This is a genomic window from Vibrio sp. A1-1, from assembly GCF_021728175.1.
Taxonomy (GTDB): domain Bacteria; phylum Pseudomonadota; class Gammaproteobacteria; order Enterobacterales; family Vibrionaceae; genus Vibrio; species Vibrio diabolicus.
Genome location: NZ_JAKKCL010000025.1, coordinates 26,619 through 43,624, shown reverse-complemented (window position 1 = coordinate 43,624; position 17,006 = coordinate 26,619). Strand labels below are relative to the sequence as shown.

Sequence of the window (17,006 nt, the reverse complement as noted above, 5' to 3'; positions counted from 1 at the left end):
TATCACGTTCAATATCGTGCATTTGTTCGAGTTGCAGTTTCTGTTGAGGAGTCAGTGTAATTTTCATGGTTCGTAGCATGATCCTGATTCTAAAAAAAATCAAGCATCTTCAATGATCACGGGTATAGGTCGTGAATTTACCGGCACGATGGGGCGTATTCAGTGGGGCAAGATGTATGAAGAAGCAGACAAGTTGCTTCAACGCCTTAACGTAAAGCACTCATCGAAAACGTTGCTTGGTGATTTGAGCCTAGGTGAACAGCAAATGGTGGAGATCGCGAAAGCGCTTTCGTTTGAATCGAAAGTCATCATTATGGATGAGCCAACTGACGCGCTGACTGATACCGAGACGGAGTCACTATTTAAAGTGATCAACGAGCTTCGAGAGCAGGGCTGCGGCATCGTTTACATCTCACACCGTCTTAAAGAAATCTTTGAAATCTGTGACGACATTACGGTGCTTCGTGACGGTAAATTTATCGGTGAGTGCAAGGTGTCCGACACTGATGAAGACGGCCTGATCGAAATGATGGTTGGTCGTAAGTTAGAAGAGCAATACCCACGTATTGATGTGCGACATGGCGAAACTTGCCTTGAAGTGATTGGCCTGACTGGCTCTGGCGTTCACGATGTGAGCTTTACGCTGAAACGCGGTGAAATTTTGGGTATTTCTGGTTTGATGGGGGCAGGCCGCACCGAACTGATGAAAGTGATTTATGGCGCGTTGCCAAGTGAGCATGGTGTTATCAACCTTGATAACAAAACCATTAACCCGGTTAGCCCACAAGATGGCTTAGCAAATGGCATCGCTTATATCTCTGAAGATCGCAAAGGCGATGGCTTGGTGTTAGGTCTCTCGGTTAAGGAGAATATGTCACTTTGTTCTCTCAATCATTTGACTAAAGGCTTCCAAATCCAACATAGCGACGAAGTGATTGCCGTGGAAGATTTTATCAAGCTATTTAATATCAAAACCCCTACGCGCGACCAAATCATTGGTAACTTATCCGGCGGTAACCAGCAAAAAGTGGCGATCGCGAAAGGGTTAATGACAAAACCTAAAGTTCTGATTCTCGATGAGCCAACACGTGGCGTCGATGTCGGTGCGAAAAAAGAAATTTATCAACTCATCAACAAGTTCAAAGCCGAAGGCATGAGCATCATCTTGGTGTCTTCCGAGATGCCAGAAGTGCTTGGTATGAGTGACCGCATTCTGGTTATGCATGAAGGTCGTATTACTGGCGAATTCGATGCGAAAGACGCCGATCAAGAAAAATTACTCGCCTGTGCCGTAGGCAAAAAGATCAATGAGGAAGCAGCATGAGTACTAATACCATGAGCAAACCAACCGAAGCTAGCAACAAGAAGTTGTTCACAAAAGAGTGGTTGATTGAGCAAAAATCACTGATAGCACTGATTTTTTTGATTGTTGTTGTGTCATTTTTGAACCCGAACTTCTTTACGGTCGACAACATTCTCAACATTCTTCGTCAAACCTCAGTGAATGCCATTATCGCGGTAGGTATGACACTGGTTATTTTAACCGCAGGCATCGACTTGAGTGTTGGTTCCGTACTGGCGCTATGTGGTGCCTTTGTGGCAAGCATGATTGCGCTTGAAGTCCCGGTGCTGGTGGCGGTTCCGACCGCTTTAGTCGCAGGTGCAGCGTTAGGTGCAATTAGCGGCATCATCATTGCGAAGGGCAAAGTACAGGCCTTTATCGCTACGCTGGTTACCATGACGTTACTACGCGGTGTGACTATGGTGTACACCGAAGGTCGTCCAATCTCGACAGGTTTTACTGACACAGCTGATGCGTTTGCATGGTTTGGTACCGGCTACGCGCTAGGTATTCCAGTACCTGTTTGGTTGATGGTAGTTGTATTCGCTGCGGCTTGGTACCTACTTAACCACACTCGCTTTGGTCGCTACGTTTATGCACTAGGTGGCAACGAATCAGCGACTCGTCTATCTGGTATCAATGTAGACCGAGTGAAGATTGGTGTGTACGCCATCTGCGGTATGCTGGCAGCGCTTGCAGGAATCATCGTAACTTCTCGTCTGTCTTCCGCTCAGCCAACTGCGGGTATGGGTTACGAGTTAGATGCGATTGCTGCGGTTGTACTTGGCGGTACCAGCTTGATGGGCGGTAAAGGCCGCATCATGGGTACGCTAATTGGTGCGCTGATCATCGGTTTCTTAAACAACGCTCTTAACCTACTAGACGTTTCCTCATACTACCAAATGATTGCCAAAGCAGTGGTTATCTTGCTCGCAGTACTGGTAGACAACAAAAACAAATAATCCATAACCATTAAATCCTGAATACAAACCGAGCCAGTGGGCGTGTGCTGGCTCACCCTACACAAAGGACTAGAACGATGAAAAAACTTGCAACTCTTATCTCTGCTGCACTTCTTTCTTCCACTGTATCAGTAGCGGCACAAGCCCAAGATACGATGGCGATTGTGGTTTCGACGCTAAACAACCCGTTCTTCGTAACGATGAAAGACGGTGCTGAAGCTAAAGCGAAAGAATTGGGGTACGACTTAATTGTATTGGACTCGCAAAATGACCCGAGCAAAGAACTGTCGAACATCGAGGATTTAAGTATTCGCGGTGTAAAAGCAATTCTTATCAACCCAACGGATTCTGATGCTGTGTCTAATGCGATTCGTATGGCGAACCGTTCTAAGATCCCTGTATTGACACTAGACCGTGGCGCAAGCCGTGGTGAAGTCGTGAGCCACATCGCGTCCGACAACGTGATCGGTGGTGAAATGGCAGGCCACTACATCATGGAAAAAGTTGGCGAAAAAGCAAAAGTAATTCAGCTTGAAGGTATTGCGGGCACATCGGCGGCGCGCGAGCGTGGTGAAGGTTTCATGAATGCCGTGAAGGGTAGCGATATGGATCTTCTTGCCAGCCAGCCAGCAGACTTTGACCGTACTAAAGGCCTAAACGTGATGGAAAACCTACTCGCGGCTAACCCTGATGTACAAGCGGTGTTCGCACAGAATGATGAAATGGCGCTAGGTGCACTTCGCGCCGTTCAAGCTTCTGGCAAAGACGTCGTTATCGTTGGTTTTGATGGCACGGAAGACGGCATTGCCGCAGTTAACCGTGGCAAGCTAGCAGCAACCATCGCACAGCAACCAGATCTTATCGGTGCTTTGGGTGTTGAAACGGCTGACAAAGTCTTGAGAGGTGAAAAAGTAGAAGCATACATTCCGGTACCACTAAAAGTAGTGACTAAATAAGTTTGACGTTCAATAAAGCGTCCTAATTTTTGCTCTCTCCTCCGTTTATATCTGTCGTTTAGGAGGAGAGGGCAAACATACCCAAGTGACTTAAAAATGCAGGGTATAGATGCCTTTGGCTTTTTATCGTGACTCCTTCGTTAAGAAGAGAAGTTAAAGTCATCTAATGTATTTTCCAAAATAGTTTTTCAAAAAAAGGGTTCATTCAGAACCGAGGATAACCGTATGAATAAGTTAGTGGTGTTAGGTAGTGTAAACGCTGACCATGTTCTTCAAGTGCCTTCTTTCCCTCGCCCTGGCGAAACGCTACATGGTCGCAACTATCAAGTTATCCCAGGTGGCAAAGGTGCCAACCAAGCTGTTGCCGCAGCTCGACTCAAGGCTGATATTGGCTTTATTGCTTGTGTAGGCGATGACTCGTTCGGCATCAATATTCGTGAAAACTTCAATATGGACGGCATCGACATCACTGGTGTGAAGATGCAACCAAACTGCCCAACTGGCATTGCGATGATTCAAGTGTCGGATAGTGGTGAAAACAGCATTTGTATTTCAGCAGAAGCGAATGCCAAATTGACAGCAGAAGCGATTGAGCCAGATTTAGATCGCATTCGCCAAGCGGATTACCTGCTGATGCAATTGGAAACGCCGATGTGCGGCATTGAGAAAGCCGCGCGAGTAGCGAAAGATGCAAAAACTAACGTCATTTTAAACCCTGCCCCTGCTCGTGAACTGTCAGACGAACTGCTTGCTTGTATTGATGTCATTACACCAAATGAAACCGAAGCTGAAGTCCTGACGGGGGTAACGGTAACGGATAATGACAGCGCGCAAGAAGCGGCGAATGTGCTTCATAGCAAAGGTATCGAAATTGTCATGATCACTCTCGGTGCGAAGGGTGTTTGGTTAAGTCAAAATGGTAGAGGTGAGCTCATCCCGGGGTTCCGTGTTGACGCGACTGATACCACCGCAGCAGGGGATACGTTTAATGGGGCATTCGTCACTGGCCTGTTAGAGGATTTACCTTTAGAATCAGCAATTAAGTTTGCACATGCGGCGGCTGCAATTTCTGTGACCCGCTTTGGCGCGCAGACGTCGATCCCAACTCGCGAAGAGGTGGACGCGTTTCTCGCTGCACAATAGGGCTTAAACGCCTCATTAATTAGGAGTAATAACATGGCGACGATGAAAGACATCGCAAAACTGGCAGGGGTTTCCACTTCAACAGTGAGCCATGTTATTAACAAGACGCGTTTTGTGAGTGAAGAGATCTCCGAACGCGTCAATAATGCCGCAAAAGAACTCAACTACTATGCGCCATCAGCTTTGGCGCGTAGCCTCAAAGTCAATCGTACCAAAACCATTGGTATGCTAGTGACAACTTCAACCAACCCATTCTTTGGCGAAGTCGTAAAAGGCGTCGAACGCAGTTGCTATCACAAAGGCTATAGTCTCATTCTATGTAACACCGAAGGTGACAACGAACGCATGCGCCAGTCCATTAATACGCTTTTGCAAAAGCGTGTCGATGGTTTGATCTTGATGTGCTCCTCGCTAGAAGGGGAGCGTATCGATGTATTTGAGCGTTATCCTGATATCCCTGTCGTGGTGATGGATTGGGGGCCAATGCTGTTTACGAGCGACAAAATTCAAGATAACTCGCTTCGTGGCGGTTACCTAGCGGCGAAATACCTGATTGATTGCGGCCACACAGAAATAGGATGTATCACTGGTCCTTTGATTAAACACCAGGCGCAAATGCGATACGAAGGTTACAAACGTGCGATGAACGAAGCAGGCTTGGAATTTAATGCCAACTGGATAATTGAATCGGACTTCGAATGTGAAGGCGGATATCAAGCATTTATGAAAATGGCGCAGCGAGGCATCTTACCCAGCTCGATTTTCGTTTCCAATGATATGATGGCGATGGGTGTGATTAACGCCGCAAATGAGCTCAATATTAAAGTCCCGGAACAGATTTCAATCATCGGTTACGATGACATACATATCGCGAAGTTCATGTCGCCATCACTCACCACAATTCACCAGCCTAAATACCGTCTTGGGCAAGCTGCCGTGGAAACGCTTGTCCGAAAATTGGATGATAAATCAACAGAAGCGCAAGTCGTGCAATTAGAACCTACCTTAGTTGAACGAAAAAGTGTCAAGATATTAAAGTCAAGCAGCACTAGATGACCTGTGATGTTGAGCTAAAAAATCAAAAAAGTCGTTTCTCTTTATACTATAAAGCCTTACTATCACCATTGATTATAAATAAAAATATTAATTGTTGTCTGGCGGATTAGTTAAATGTTATCAAAAGGTTACGCTAAGTTCTCCGTAAAGCATCCTTGGTTTCACCGAGTTAATGTTATTGCGGTCATACTGATTTTTTTTGTGAGCTGTTATCAGCTCTTGGTGAATGAAGCATTCGAGTACGCCATTGGGTTTGTTATTACACTTTTGGCGTCAGCTTTATTTGCATCAGCTTCCGCATTCAAAAAGCGCTATTTAGGTTTGGATTCTTAGGCGTGTTAATTTCCAAGCGGTTCAATTGAGTTATTTATTGCTTTCAAGCAAATATTGAACTGAATTATGATCGAGTGCATCAAGAGGGGGACAAATGTCCTCCTTTTTGTTAGGTGTCACGCCCTAATATAGGCATATTCCCAAACAAAATCATAAAGGACATCGACATGGACCTACTTGCCTTACTCGATATAAACAACACCCTGGTTAACATTCCAATTGGCGGCGGTTACGCAATGAGTTGGATCGAAGCTTTCGGTACGGTTTTTGGATTGCTTTGCATTTGGTTTGCTAGCCAAGAAAAAACCATCAACTACTTATTCGGTTTGCTGAATGTCACTCTTTTTGCCGTTATCTTTTTCCAAATTCAGTTATACGGATTATTACTTCTTCAACTGTTTTTCTTCTGTGCGAACATTTACGGTTGGTATGCGTGGACTCGTCCAAACGCGGAAGGTGAAACGCTGGAAGTACGCTGGTTAAACAAACAGAAACTCATCGCCACTGCTTCTATTAGCGTTGTGTCTATCGCGTTGTTAACCATCTACATCGACCCTTTTTTCTTTGCATTAGCAAACATTGCTGTTGATAGCTTGAATCTCTTTGGTGCAGGTTTGGCTGATCCGGTACTTGAACCTGATGCGTTCCCGTTTTGGGATGCAACCATGACAGTACTTTCTGTTGTTGCACAAATTCTGATGACACGTAAATATGTGGAAAACTGGATTCTTTGGGTTGTGATTAACATCATCAGTGTTGGCATCTACGCGACACAGGGTGTTTATGCGATGTCTGTTCAGTATGCGATTTTGATGTTCATTGCTGCCAATGGTACGCGTGAATGGGCCCGTAGCGCCAAGCGCAATGGCGATAAAACCTTAGCTCAAGCTGCAGCTTAAGGAACGAATAATGGCGAAACAACCTCATATTGGTGTTGATGAAACACAAGTCGCTCCTCTCGTCATTGTATGTGGTGAGCCAGACCGAGCTAATCGTATTGCCGCATTATTGGATGATGCAGAAATGATCTCGGAAAATCGCGAGTACCGTGTTTTTACTGGCAAATACAAGGACCAGCCTGTTTCAGTATGCAGCACAGGCATCGGCGCCCCATCGATGATCATCGCAGTTGAAGAGCTAAAACAGTGCGGTGTCACTCATGTAGTACGTGTTGGATCGGCAGGTGCGATGCAATCAGGCATTCAGCTTGGCGAGCTAATCATTGCCGAAGGAGCGGTAAGAGATGAAGGCGGCTCCAAAGCGTATGTGGATTCGGCTTATCCGGCGTACGCAAGCTTTTCCTTATTAAAGGAAGTTGAGCGTTACCTGTCAGTACAAGAGGCGCGTTATCATTTTGGTGTGGTACGTTCTCACGACAGTTTCTATACCGATGACGAAGATGCGATATGCCAATACTGGAACAAGAAGGGCGTCTTAGGTGCCGATATGGAAACCTCAGCTTTGTTTGCCGTTGGCCGATTACGTGGTCTTCATGTGGCTTCGATCTTAAATAACGTCGTTTTGTATCAACAAGATGTGAAAGAAGGGGTTGGCCAGTACGTGGATGAAGCGAAAGTAATGATGCAAGGTGAGAAGCTTGCTGCAACGACGGCGCTAGAAGCGTTGATTGCTCAGAGCTAGTCCGTACGAACTTCAGTCACTCTTATAAATCAATGAATGTAAAGCGACAGGCCACTGTCGCTTTTTTATTTGGTGTTACGGGGTACAATCCACCTGAGATAGTTATCAGTAACTTTTCTGAGAGAGCAGAGAATGAAAATCAGCCCGTATCCAACTGGCCGCTTCAAAACATACCTTGAAAAAAAGAGCGTTGCCTTTCGTGAGATGATCTATCAGTGTCAAATTAGTACGCGTTACTTTGATGCTGGGGAAGAAATTCTCCGTCAAGGTGAGCAACTTCAGTACTTATATGTTGTGCCAGTAGGTCGAGTGTCAATGAGCATATTGGCCGCGAATGGGCGACGCTTTCAATTAGGAGAGGCAAACTGCGACTACCATATCTATGGTGAAATGGAGTACTTCACTCAGACTCCTTGCCAATGGAATGTGATTGCAGATGAGCACATGCAGGTTGATGTCATCTGCATCCAAAAACTAACTGAAGCGCTACAAAAGCATCCAGAAATGATGGTGTTCTTTGCTTCAGCGTTGGCCGAAGATTATCAAGACTCTATGGATATCTATACCAATCGGTTATTGCATCCCATTACTTATAATATTGCGTATGATCTTTTCGTCCGTAATCAAACCAACACATTGCTCGGTGGCTTTGACAAAGTAAATCAAGAAGCTGAGCGATTTGGTACTTCTGGCCGTGTTTATCGACGTGCAGTTAAAGATTTGATTGAAAAGGGATTGATTGCAAAAACGGAAAACGGGTTGGAGATTATTGATGAGCTTGCACTCAAAGCATTTATCGAAGCGCATGAATGATACACCTAGATATTGCAATGAATGGTTTTTATAAGTCTTTGATATAGTTGGAGCTCGAATAAGCGTAACTAATGTAAAGTACCTTAAATTTTGTTGAATGCAGTAAAGAGTAACGTTATATTGCGAACGCGCATGATAATAGATCTCATTAAGGCTTAACAAAATGAAAAAATTCGTCGGTGCGGCTATGCTGTCGCTATTTACTGTTTCTCCTTCTTTCGCTGCTAAGGTTGTGATTGACCATTACATGGGTCAAACCGAGCTAGAGCAATCACCAGAACGTGTGGTTGTGATTGGCTTTGGTCCGCTAGATGCGCTGGACAACTTTGGTATCGATCCTGTTGCAGTCTCTAACTCTTCTAATCTGCCTAGCTACCTTTCAAAATACAGCAAAGATAACTACACCTCTGCGGGTAGTTTGTTTGAACCTGACTTTGAAACCATTTACATGCAAAAACCGGATTTGATATTGGTTGGTCCGCGAGCGTCTGCGAAATATGAAGAGCTGAGTGAAATTGCTCCTACGGTCGTTTTTGCTGCGAAAGAGAATCAAGGTTACTGGGAAGGTACGCAAGCACAGTGGCGCAATATTGGTAAAATCTTCAATATCGAAGAAAAAGTAGAGCAGAAAATTGAAGCGCTAGATGCTCAATTCAAAGCAATCCGTGACTACAACCAATCAAATAACAATGATGCGTTAACGATTTTAAGCATGGGTGACAACATCAGTGCGTTTGGTGCTCAATCACGATTTGGTGTGATTTATAACGATTTCGGTTTCTTGGAAACGGTTGAACACGTGAAAACAGGCACTCACGGAGATGTTATTTCTTATGAATTTATTCGTGAAGCTAACCCAAAAAATATACTCGTAGTTGACCGCAATTCGCTAAAAGGCACGCCAGATAACGATATTCGTAAGTCCATGGATAACGACTTAGTCAAAGCAACCGCCGCATATAAGAATCACAAAATCACTTATTTAGATGTGGACGCGTGGTACTTGTCGATGTCTGGTGTGACTGCAACAGAAAAAATGGTCAGTGAGATCAAGCAAACCGTTGAACTGTAATCCAAGATAGCAGAGGTTAACTTTGAAAAAGTTATTGCTAACCCTTGTGGTTTTAAGCACGGTTTCGCTGTTTGTTGGGGTGGCAAACATGACGCCCCAACAGTTATTTTCGGGTGATGAGAAAGCGTTAGAGCTTTTCTTTACCAGCCGTATACCACGTTTGTTCGCCATACTGCTTGCTGGTGCAGGCTTAAGTATTGCAGGCCTTGTTATGCAGCAAATCAGCCAGAACCGATTCGCGGCACCTTCTACAACCGGTACGATCGAATGTGCCATGCTGGGCTACGTACTGAGCGTGGTTTTCTTTGGCAACGACAATCACCTATGGCTTGTCTTTGGTATCTCGGTGTTCGGGACGCTAGCATTTATTTTCTTTATTCAACGCATTCAATTTAAGAGTGTGGTCTTTGTGCCACTTGTCGGAATTATTTTCGGCAATGTCATCCAATCCATGACTACATTTATTGCTTACAAATACGATGCGTTACAAAGTCTGAATGCTTGGACAGTCGCAAACTTCGCCAACATCTTGCGTGGTGATTTTGAACTACTGTACATCGCGGTACCAATGGCTATTCTCAGCTATCTTTTTGCCGCACGGATTTCAGCCGTGGGTATCGGAAAAGATTTCGCGGTTAACTTGGGGTTAAATTATCAGCAGGTTGTCACGATTGGCGTTCTATTGGTGTCCATCATGTCGGCAAGTGTCGTGATGATTGTGGGGCAGCTGCCATTCCTTGGTCTGATTGTGCCGAACCTCGTTAGTCACTTTTATGGTGATAACCTCAAAAAGAACATTCCGCTTACGGCCATGTATGGGGCGACTTTAGTGTTGTGTTGCGACTTGGTGAGTCGTTTGATTATCTTCCCTCATGAAATGCCAATCTCTATCGTGATCAGCATATTGGGTGGCGTGGTATTCATCGCGATGTTGTTGCGAGGTAAACAACATGCGTGATTCAACGAAAATCCTACTGTTAGGCGGCATTGCGGTACTTTTCGCATGTTTGTTTATTGGTATTGGGCTAACGGCTGACAACTACCAGTATTTTTTATCTCGTAGAGTTCCTAAAGTATTGGCGATAGTGCTAGCGGGTGTGGCTATTGCTCAGTCTTCACTTGTATTTCAAACCATTACGCACAACCGAATTTTAACGCCAAGTATCATGGGGTTTGATGCGTTGTATGTGTTGACGCAAATTTTGATCGTGCTGATTTTTGGTGGTTTGAGTACTTTAGTTCTTAACTTGTACGTCAATTTCACGATTGCCGTAATTGTAATGGTGTCGTTTTCGTTATTGTTGTTTGGTTTTTACTTTTCTAAAGGAAGCAAGAACTTGATTACGTTGCTATTGGTCGGCTTGATCTTTGGTCAGCTATTTTCCAATGCGGCGTCATTTTTCTCTTTGCTGATGGACCCAAATACGTTTGCAATCGTTCAATCGAAACTTTACGCCAGCTTTAATAATGTCAAAGTGAATTTGGTTTACTTTAGTGCACCAGCTTTGATGTTTGCATGTTGGTTGCTATTTAGTATGCATCGCACTTTAGATGTGTTTTGGCTCGACCAAGACAATGCGAAAAGTTTGGGCGTCGACGTACCTAAGGTGACGCGAAATGTATTCATTATCTCGGCGGTTCTGATTGCTATTTCTACGGCTCTAGTGGGACCAATCATGTTCTTTGGTTTGCTGGTGACCAACTTAAGCCGAGAAATGTTCCGAAGTTACCAACACAAAACGCTATTGGTTGGTTGTTCGTTTCTCTCCATCAGCTCGTTACTGGCTGGGCAATGGATTATCGAGAACGTGTTCAGTTTTGAGACGACGTTGAGTGTCGTTATTAACTTTATTGGTGGTGCGTATTTCTTATACCTACTACTGAAAAACAAAGTTGTATAAATATGATAGTGATAGACAAATTAACGAAGGCCTTCGGTTCAAATAAAGTGGTTGATGAGGCCAATACTCAGTTTGAAAAGGGCAAAGTGACGTCCATTATTGGCCCGAATGGCGCGGGAAAGAGCACGCTGTTATCTATGGCTTCGCGCTTAACGGAGCGGGATGGTGGTAGTGTTATCATTGATTGTAAGGAAATTGCGGAATGGGACACTAAAGAGTTAGCGAAAAAGCTGGCGGTACTTCGTCAAGCCAACTCTATTACCATGCGATTTACCGTGAAGGAGTTGGTCTCTTTTGGCCGTTTCCCATACTCCAAAGGAAATCTGACCAAAGAAGATCATGCGGTGATTGAACAAGCGATCGACTACCTAGATTTACAAGGTATCCAAGACAAATATTTGGATGAGTTAAGTGGTGGTCAGCGACAGCTTGCGTTTATTGCCATGGTGATTGCACAAGATACAGACTACGTTTTTCTTGATGAACCACTTAACAATCTAGATATCAAACACTCTCTTCAGATCATGAAAGTCGTGCAGCGGTTAGCTCATGACATGAACAAAGCCATGGTGGTGGTAATTCATGATATTAATTTCGCAGCGTGCTACTCGGATGTCATATTGGCGCTTAAGCAAGGCAAAGTTGTGGCAAGTGGTGCGGTGGAAGAGGTGATTCAGGCGTCTACGCTAGAGGATATCTACGAAACGCCGTTTAATATTATCGAATTAAACGGCAAGCGCATGTGTACTTACCACTAATCCAACCTCAGTGCTTAATGAAAGCGATTCTTCAATGAGGATAGATAGGCGAGTTTACTTGGTGAGCTCGTCTATGATTGGGCATCGGCTTTCAGCGTCTCCCGGACAAGAAGAAACCCAACCTTCAAGTTGCGTTTTGATCTCCATAAGGTGCGCGATTTTTTCTTCAACCTCTCTCAGCTTATCCATGGTTCTTGCTTTTACTTCGCTGCTTTTTCGGTTGGGATTATGGGCAAGCTGCACAAACTCTTTGCATTCTTGCAGTGAAAAGCCAGCGTTTTTTGCGCGTGATACTAAGTTAAGCTCTTGAATATGATTATCTGAATATTCGCGATAGCCAGAGTCGCTGCGCGCTGGTGGAGATATGATCCCTTTGTCTTCATACAATCGAATCGACTTAGATGAAAGCCCAGTAAGCTTTGCGACAGCACCAATATTCATGTTCAACCTCCATAACGTTTAAGGCGAGTATATACCGATGTTGTGGATAAGACACTCCTAAATAACAGTCAGTTACCTGGGGCCTCTTTACTCTTTTATCACTTCATGCGGTGGTACACCAAATACCTTTTTGAAAGCGCAGGTGAAGTTGGAAGGGTGGTGGTATCCGGCTTCATAAGCCGCTTCCGTGATCGTCACTAGGCCACGTTCCAAGTGTTGCCTCGCAATCTCAAGGCGACGAAAGCGAATATAACCATTTACGGTCATATTCAGTGATTGTTTAAATCGGCGCTGCAGGTTTGAAACGCTCATTGAAAACACGCTTGCCAACTTTTCTAAGCCTAGTTCTTGCTCAAGGTGAGTTTCTATATAGCTAACAATATCCTCTATTCGACCATCTGTGTGCCGTTCATGGTTATTTCTATTAGCACTGAAGTTTTTGGGGATTTGCTCAGTCGCTTGATGCAAAATTTGATAGATCAAGCTTTCAACTTCCAACTTATCTTGGAATTCTTGTGGTGTTTCTCGGCTTGTCAGCGTTTCAGCCAGTTCGCATAACGCCTGGTTAAGCTCTAGAGGATGAAACGCCTGATGAGAGTTAAAAAAGGACCAATGACGACAGGTTTGGTCAAGGCGAGCCTCTAGCCACTGGGGCTTAACCAATATGTTGATCTTATTAATGAGGTTATCTTTGAGCAGTGAGCGACGAAAGTTTGCAGGTTTGAGTAGGTTCACCACGACACCTTTAGGGCCGTCGCCTGCGTCTAAATCAAATTGCAAATCGTCATAGCCAAACGAGAGCTTACCTTCTAAAAGAATAGTGACCAACAGTGAGGCGTGGGCAGTAGAAACAATATGTGAATCAACAAGCTCTAGGCAACGTCCACCATGAACAAAGATTTGATCATTGTACTGATATGATAGGAATTTGCCTTCTGCCAGTTGAGTTTGACAAGGTTGACCTTGAGTGACGATCCACTGTTTTTCTGTGGCTTCCAGTTTTTGGGTTAAAGCGATCTTGGCAATTCTAGTTCGTTTTGGTGTGACTTCCTGCATTTGACACTTCCTCATAACACTTGTGCGATTTCGCATAATCAAATCGCCTTTGTATTTATAAAACTCATGCTTATTATACCTGAGAATTATTATCATTAATATTTAGGAATGAAGTTATGGAAAGCCCTGCTTGTTCATCTATCAAGCTTTCAAGCCTTTGCCTTGCAGTGGGAATGGCGCTATCAAACCCTGTTTTAGCTCAAGATACCGAGTCACATTTTGAAGAAGTCGTTGTATGGGGAACAAAAGTTTCTAGCAATACTGAGTCGATGTTTGCGGAAGACATGTCACTGAAGCAAGCGGATCATATGTCTGATTTACTGCGCGATATTCCCGGTGTGGATGTTGGTGGAACACACTCTGTGAATCAACGTATTACCATTCGTGGTTTGAGCGAAACCGATTTGGACATTCGTCTTGATGGTGCTTCTCAGCATGCGAGCATGTTCCATCACATTGGTAACTTGACGCTAAACCCTGACATTCTCAAATCTGCCGATATCCAGGTAGGTAATAACTCTGTGACTCAAAATGGCTTAGGCGGCTCGGTTTATTTTGAAACGAAAGACGCTCGCGATTTACTTCGTTACGATGAAACGTTTGGCGCTCGTGTTTATGGCGGTTATGCATCCAACGACAACCAACAAGGCTCGTTGACACTGTACGGGCTTTTGTCCGAAAACATTGATGCGATGGTTTATGGCCATTACGTTACGCGCGATGATTTTGAAGATGGTGACGGCAACAAAACCTATGGCGCTGCGGGCGATGTTTATAACATTCTGGCTAAGTTGGGGTATGAACTAAAGGACATCCATCGTTTTGAGCTCTCTTATGACATGTACCGAGACAGCGGTGATTACAGTCCGCGTCCTGATATGTCGGGTAGTGCGAACAATGGCTTATCGAGCACGTTACTTATTCCTACGGATTATGACCGAGATACCGTTACCTTGAGTTACGAGCTGCGAGGCGAACAACATCAAGGAAACGTCACGCTCTATAATACCGAGACAGAAATTAAACGGGATGAGAGCGTTATGGCTCCTCGCTGGCCTTCGAACCGTTTATCGAAGAACACCGCTAAAAACCAAAACTTTGGTTTGAATGGTAAGTTCCAGTCGGATGTTATGTTAGGTGAGTTTGATAATCGAATCACCTATGGTTTCGACTACATGGATAAGACATCTTCAAGTTACTACGGTAGTCGTAAGTTCATGGATGAATCGGCCATTTCAACCGCATTGTTTGTAGAAGACCAGTTCTTCTTCTCTGATGCTTTCTTTGTTACCGCAGGTATGCGTTTTGATGATTACAAACGTGAAGCTGAAACGGGGACGAGTAACTATGATGATGTGACCTGGGCCCTAGCAGCAGAATGGGCAGTCACTCAGGATTGGACGTTGTTTGCGAGCGCACGCTCTCTATTCAAAGGCCCTGAGCTGATGGAAACCTTTATTGCTTACCAAGACGTTGCATTTTTAGAGGATGGACTAAAGCCAGAAACGGGGTTGAACACACAGGGTGGTGTCCGTTTTGATAAAACCTTTGATAAGCATTTCTTTGGAGCGAATATTACGGCATTCCAAACGGAAATTGATGATTACATTGCAGACCAGTACCAAAACGCGACTCAAACTTACCTGATTTACAACTTAGGTGATGTCGAGATTAAAGGCTTTGAGGCAAGTGCTTCTTATGGCTACGACAAGTTTAACAGCAAACTTTCTTACTCTAAGTCGGACACCAAAAACAAGAATACTGGTGGCCCTGTTGCTGGGGGTAATGGGCGTAGCATTGATATGGGTGATAGTATTGCTCTAACTTTGGATTACCAGTCAGACGCTTTAGAAACGATCTTCGGGTGGAACTGAATGTTTGTTCTAGAGGAAGACAACGTCTTTGATGGTCAGCCAAAGAAAGCAAGTTATGATGTACATAATCTATATGCTCAATGGGTGCCGTCTGATATTGATGGACTGTCGGTGACCTTTGGTATTGATAATGTATTTGACGAGTTGTACAGCTCTCATGCGTCTCGTTCGGGTACGGCACGTGGCTTCACGCTTGATGACTACGAGCCGGGTCGCAACTTCAAACTTTCTGCTGCTTATCAATTCTAATAGGGCTCCCGAGAGGGGGCGCTTCAAAACACGAGTAAATTCATGATTAAAGAAAGCACCCGAATAGATAGCGAATACGCTGACAAATATTTAGTGACACTTTGTCGACATTTTGGACGAAAGGTTCCTGCTACTTGGAATGAAAACCGCGGTTTGGTGACATTTCCGACGGGAAAAGCGGAGTTTGCTCTTTGCGAGTCTAGCTTGACCATTATTTGTGAGGCGGATTCCGAAGAGAGATTGAGCACAGTGAAGGCGATAATCTCATCGCATGTAGACATGTTCTCTCGTAGAGAAACATTAGCACTTAACTGGGTTCGCTAGAGCTATTGATGAATGTGCAGAAAATGAGAGCGCATTAAAAGCAAAAAGCCCGTGATCTTATCATTCGCGGGCTTTTATTGTTCGAATGCTATTGCTTTTTAGGCTCTAGATTCTAGGCTTTTTTTTTCCTGTTGCATTTTTGCTAGGAAGTAGATATTAACGCAAGCAATAAAGCCGTTAGTTAATACTACAGGCCAAGAATCAATCATTAGTCCGTAAGCAGTAAATAGCGCACAACCAATAAAGTTAAGGATACGAAGCTTAACAATATCTTTCATAGTTAGCGAAATTGCGACCATGATTGAAGCTGCATAACCTAAAATCTCAACCATATTCATGTCCATTTTTTGACCCTCTTAAAATCTGCCGAATTTTGTCGGTACCAATTCTTCTCATCTTGAGATTAATGAGGAAGCTCCATGCCTCGAATGGTCTTTTTTTGTTGTATGGACGCACTATATCAATGGAAAAACCGTGATAAAAGCCTCAAATCAAGGTTAAGAGAAGGTTAGCGATTACGCAAACGTTTAGGACGGGAATTACTGATAATTTTACTTATTGTGTTGATTGATAATAACGATGGTATTAATAGCTCTCACATCATTGAAAGTGGGGGAATATTTACATATGATTGAAAATGATAATTATTTTCAAGTGTGATGTTTATGTATTTTCTTATTAGCTTGCTCGTATTTTTTTTACTGTATATCAGGACAAAGCCGAATTCGTGGTGCTCGGGAATTCATATTGTGAGCCACATTTTCATGGTTATATTTTGTCCAACGATTTATGTCATTCAATATTTAATCGTCACGTTTTTCTCGTCACCAATATTGATTAAGTTGTCATCACGTTCAGGTGTATACAACATTCTTATTGCTTTTCTTCCATTATTGATTGCAACCGGTAGTTTGGCGTTTAGCTGAGCGTTTTCATCTATCTTCTTTTTTAAAACGACTACACTTATACGGAATAAGGTATCAATTTCATATAATTAATCGATATTGCGGTGTTAGGACATGTGTCACATTTTTGTGACTACTAGTAAGTTTTACTTACTTTGCTCATTAGTGCGCCATTTATCG

15 protein-coding genes and 2 pseudogenes are annotated in these 17,006 nt (G+C 43.8%); 14 read left to right on the top strand and 3 right to left on the bottom strand.

Translation table 11 applies throughout. The features are described from left to right. Window positions 1-124 precede the first annotated feature (124 nt). The 12 genes and pseudogenes from rbsA to vctC all read left to right on the top strand — a co-directional run. Window positions 125-1,324, top strand: a pseudogene (rbsA, locus tag L3V30_RS22735) (ribose ABC transporter ATP-binding protein RbsA); the annotation flags it as partial. Continuing rightward, entirely contained in the window at window positions 1,321-2,304 is a 984-nt protein-coding gene (gene rbsC / locus L3V30_RS22730) for a ribose ABC transporter permease (protein WP_237309972.1), read from the top strand. The pseudogene rbsA and the gene rbsC, both read left to right, overlap by 4 nt. Before the next feature lie 77 nt (window positions 2,305-2,381). Beyond that, a complete protein-coding gene (rbsB, locus tag L3V30_RS22725; protein ID WP_237309971.1) occupies window positions 2,382-3,260 on the top strand; it encodes a ribose ABC transporter substrate-binding protein RbsB in 879 nt (292 codons plus the stop codon). 225 nt (window positions 3,261-3,485) lie between these two features. Then, on the top strand, window positions 3,486-4,403 hold the full coding sequence (gene rbsK, locus L3V30_RS22720) for a ribokinase (RefSeq protein ID WP_005397162.1): 918 nt from the start codon (window positions 3,486-3,488) through the stop codon (window positions 4,401-4,403). A 33-nt stretch (window positions 4,404-4,436) separates the two neighbouring features. Then, window positions 4,437-5,459 (top strand): substrate-binding domain-containing protein, encoded by a 1,023-nt coding sequence (locus L3V30_RS22715; RefSeq protein ID WP_161442513.1) that lies wholly within the window; start codon window positions 4,437-4,439, stop codon window positions 5,457-5,459. Window positions 5,460-5,959: 500 nt separating this feature from the next. Beyond that, complete coding sequence (pnuC, locus tag L3V30_RS22710) at window positions 5,960-6,691, top strand: nicotinamide riboside transporter PnuC (RefSeq protein ID WP_005397168.1); 732 nt, start codon at window positions 5,960-5,962, stop codon at window positions 6,689-6,691. Window positions 6,692-6,701: 10 nt separating this feature from the next. Continuing rightward, window positions 6,702-7,433 (top strand): nucleoside phosphorylase, encoded by a 732-nt coding sequence (locus L3V30_RS22705; RefSeq protein ID WP_237309970.1) that lies wholly within the window; start codon window positions 6,702-6,704, stop codon window positions 7,431-7,433. Window positions 7,434-7,565: 132 nt separating this feature from the next. Next, on the top strand, window positions 7,566-8,246 hold the full coding sequence (locus L3V30_RS22700; RefSeq protein WP_006741007.1) for a Crp/Fnr family transcriptional regulator: 681 nt from the start codon (window positions 7,566-7,568) through the stop codon (window positions 8,244-8,246). Window positions 8,247-8,409: 163 nt separating this feature from the next. After that, on the top strand, window positions 8,410-9,318 hold the full coding sequence (locus L3V30_RS22695; RefSeq protein ID WP_005397174.1) for a siderophore ABC transporter substrate-binding protein: 909 nt from the start codon (window positions 8,410-8,412) through the stop codon (window positions 9,316-9,318). 22 nt (window positions 9,319-9,340) lie between these two features. Further along, the gene (gene vctD / locus L3V30_RS22690) at window positions 9,341-10,276 is read left to right on the top strand and encodes an iron chelate uptake ABC transporter permease subunit VctD (protein WP_104972467.1); all 936 of its coding nucleotides are present in this window, start codon (window positions 9,341-9,343) and stop codon (window positions 10,274-10,276) included. Next, window positions 10,269-11,219: an iron chelate uptake ABC transporter permease subunit VctG gene (vctG, locus tag L3V30_RS22685; protein ID WP_012842333.1), complete on the top strand. Its 951-nt coding sequence runs from the start codon at window positions 10,269-10,271 to the stop codon at window positions 11,217-11,219. The genes vctD and vctG overlap by 8 nt, the downstream gene beginning before the upstream one ends. A 2-nt stretch (window positions 11,220-11,221) precedes the next feature. Further along, window positions 11,222-11,977: an iron chelate ABC transporter ATP-binding protein VctC gene (gene vctC, locus L3V30_RS22680; RefSeq protein WP_005397181.1), complete on the top strand. Its 756-nt coding sequence runs from the start codon at window positions 11,222-11,224 to the stop codon at window positions 11,975-11,977. A 54-nt stretch (window positions 11,978-12,031) separates the two neighbouring features. Here vctC and cueR read toward each other — a convergent pair whose 3' ends face one another. Beyond that, complete coding sequence (gene cueR / locus L3V30_RS22675; RefSeq protein WP_012842332.1) at window positions 12,032-12,418, bottom strand: Cu(I)-responsive transcriptional regulator; 387 nt, start codon at window positions 12,416-12,418, stop codon at window positions 12,032-12,034. Window positions 12,419-12,505: 87 nt separating this feature from the next. Then, window positions 12,506-13,474, bottom strand: coding sequence for an AraC family transcriptional regulator (locus L3V30_RS22670; protein WP_237309969.1), 969 nt, complete (start codon window positions 13,472-13,474; stop codon window positions 12,506-12,508). A gap of 116 nt (window positions 13,475-13,590) precedes the next feature. On the opposite strand from L3V30_RS22670, the pseudogene L3V30_RS22665 reads away from it, so the two are divergent. Together L3V30_RS22665 and L3V30_RS22660 are read left to right on the top strand one after the other, a co-directional pair. Next, window positions 13,591-15,597, top strand: a pseudogene (locus tag L3V30_RS22665) (TonB-dependent siderophore receptor). Window positions 15,598-15,639: 42 nt separating this feature from the next. Further along, window positions 15,640-15,921 carry a DUF2218 domain-containing protein gene (locus tag L3V30_RS22660; RefSeq protein WP_225461038.1) on the top strand — a complete coding sequence of 94 codons (282 nt, stop codon included), beginning with the start codon at window positions 15,640-15,642 and terminating at the stop codon, window positions 15,919-15,921. Between the two features lie 98 nt (window positions 15,922-16,019). On the opposite strand, the gene L3V30_RS22655 is transcribed toward L3V30_RS22660, so the two are convergent. Further along, window positions 16,020-16,265, bottom strand: a complete 246-nt coding sequence (locus L3V30_RS22655; RefSeq protein WP_005397186.1) for a YgjV family protein — start codon at window positions 16,263-16,265, stop codon at window positions 16,020-16,022. Between the last annotated feature and the right edge of the window lie 741 nt (window positions 16,266-17,006).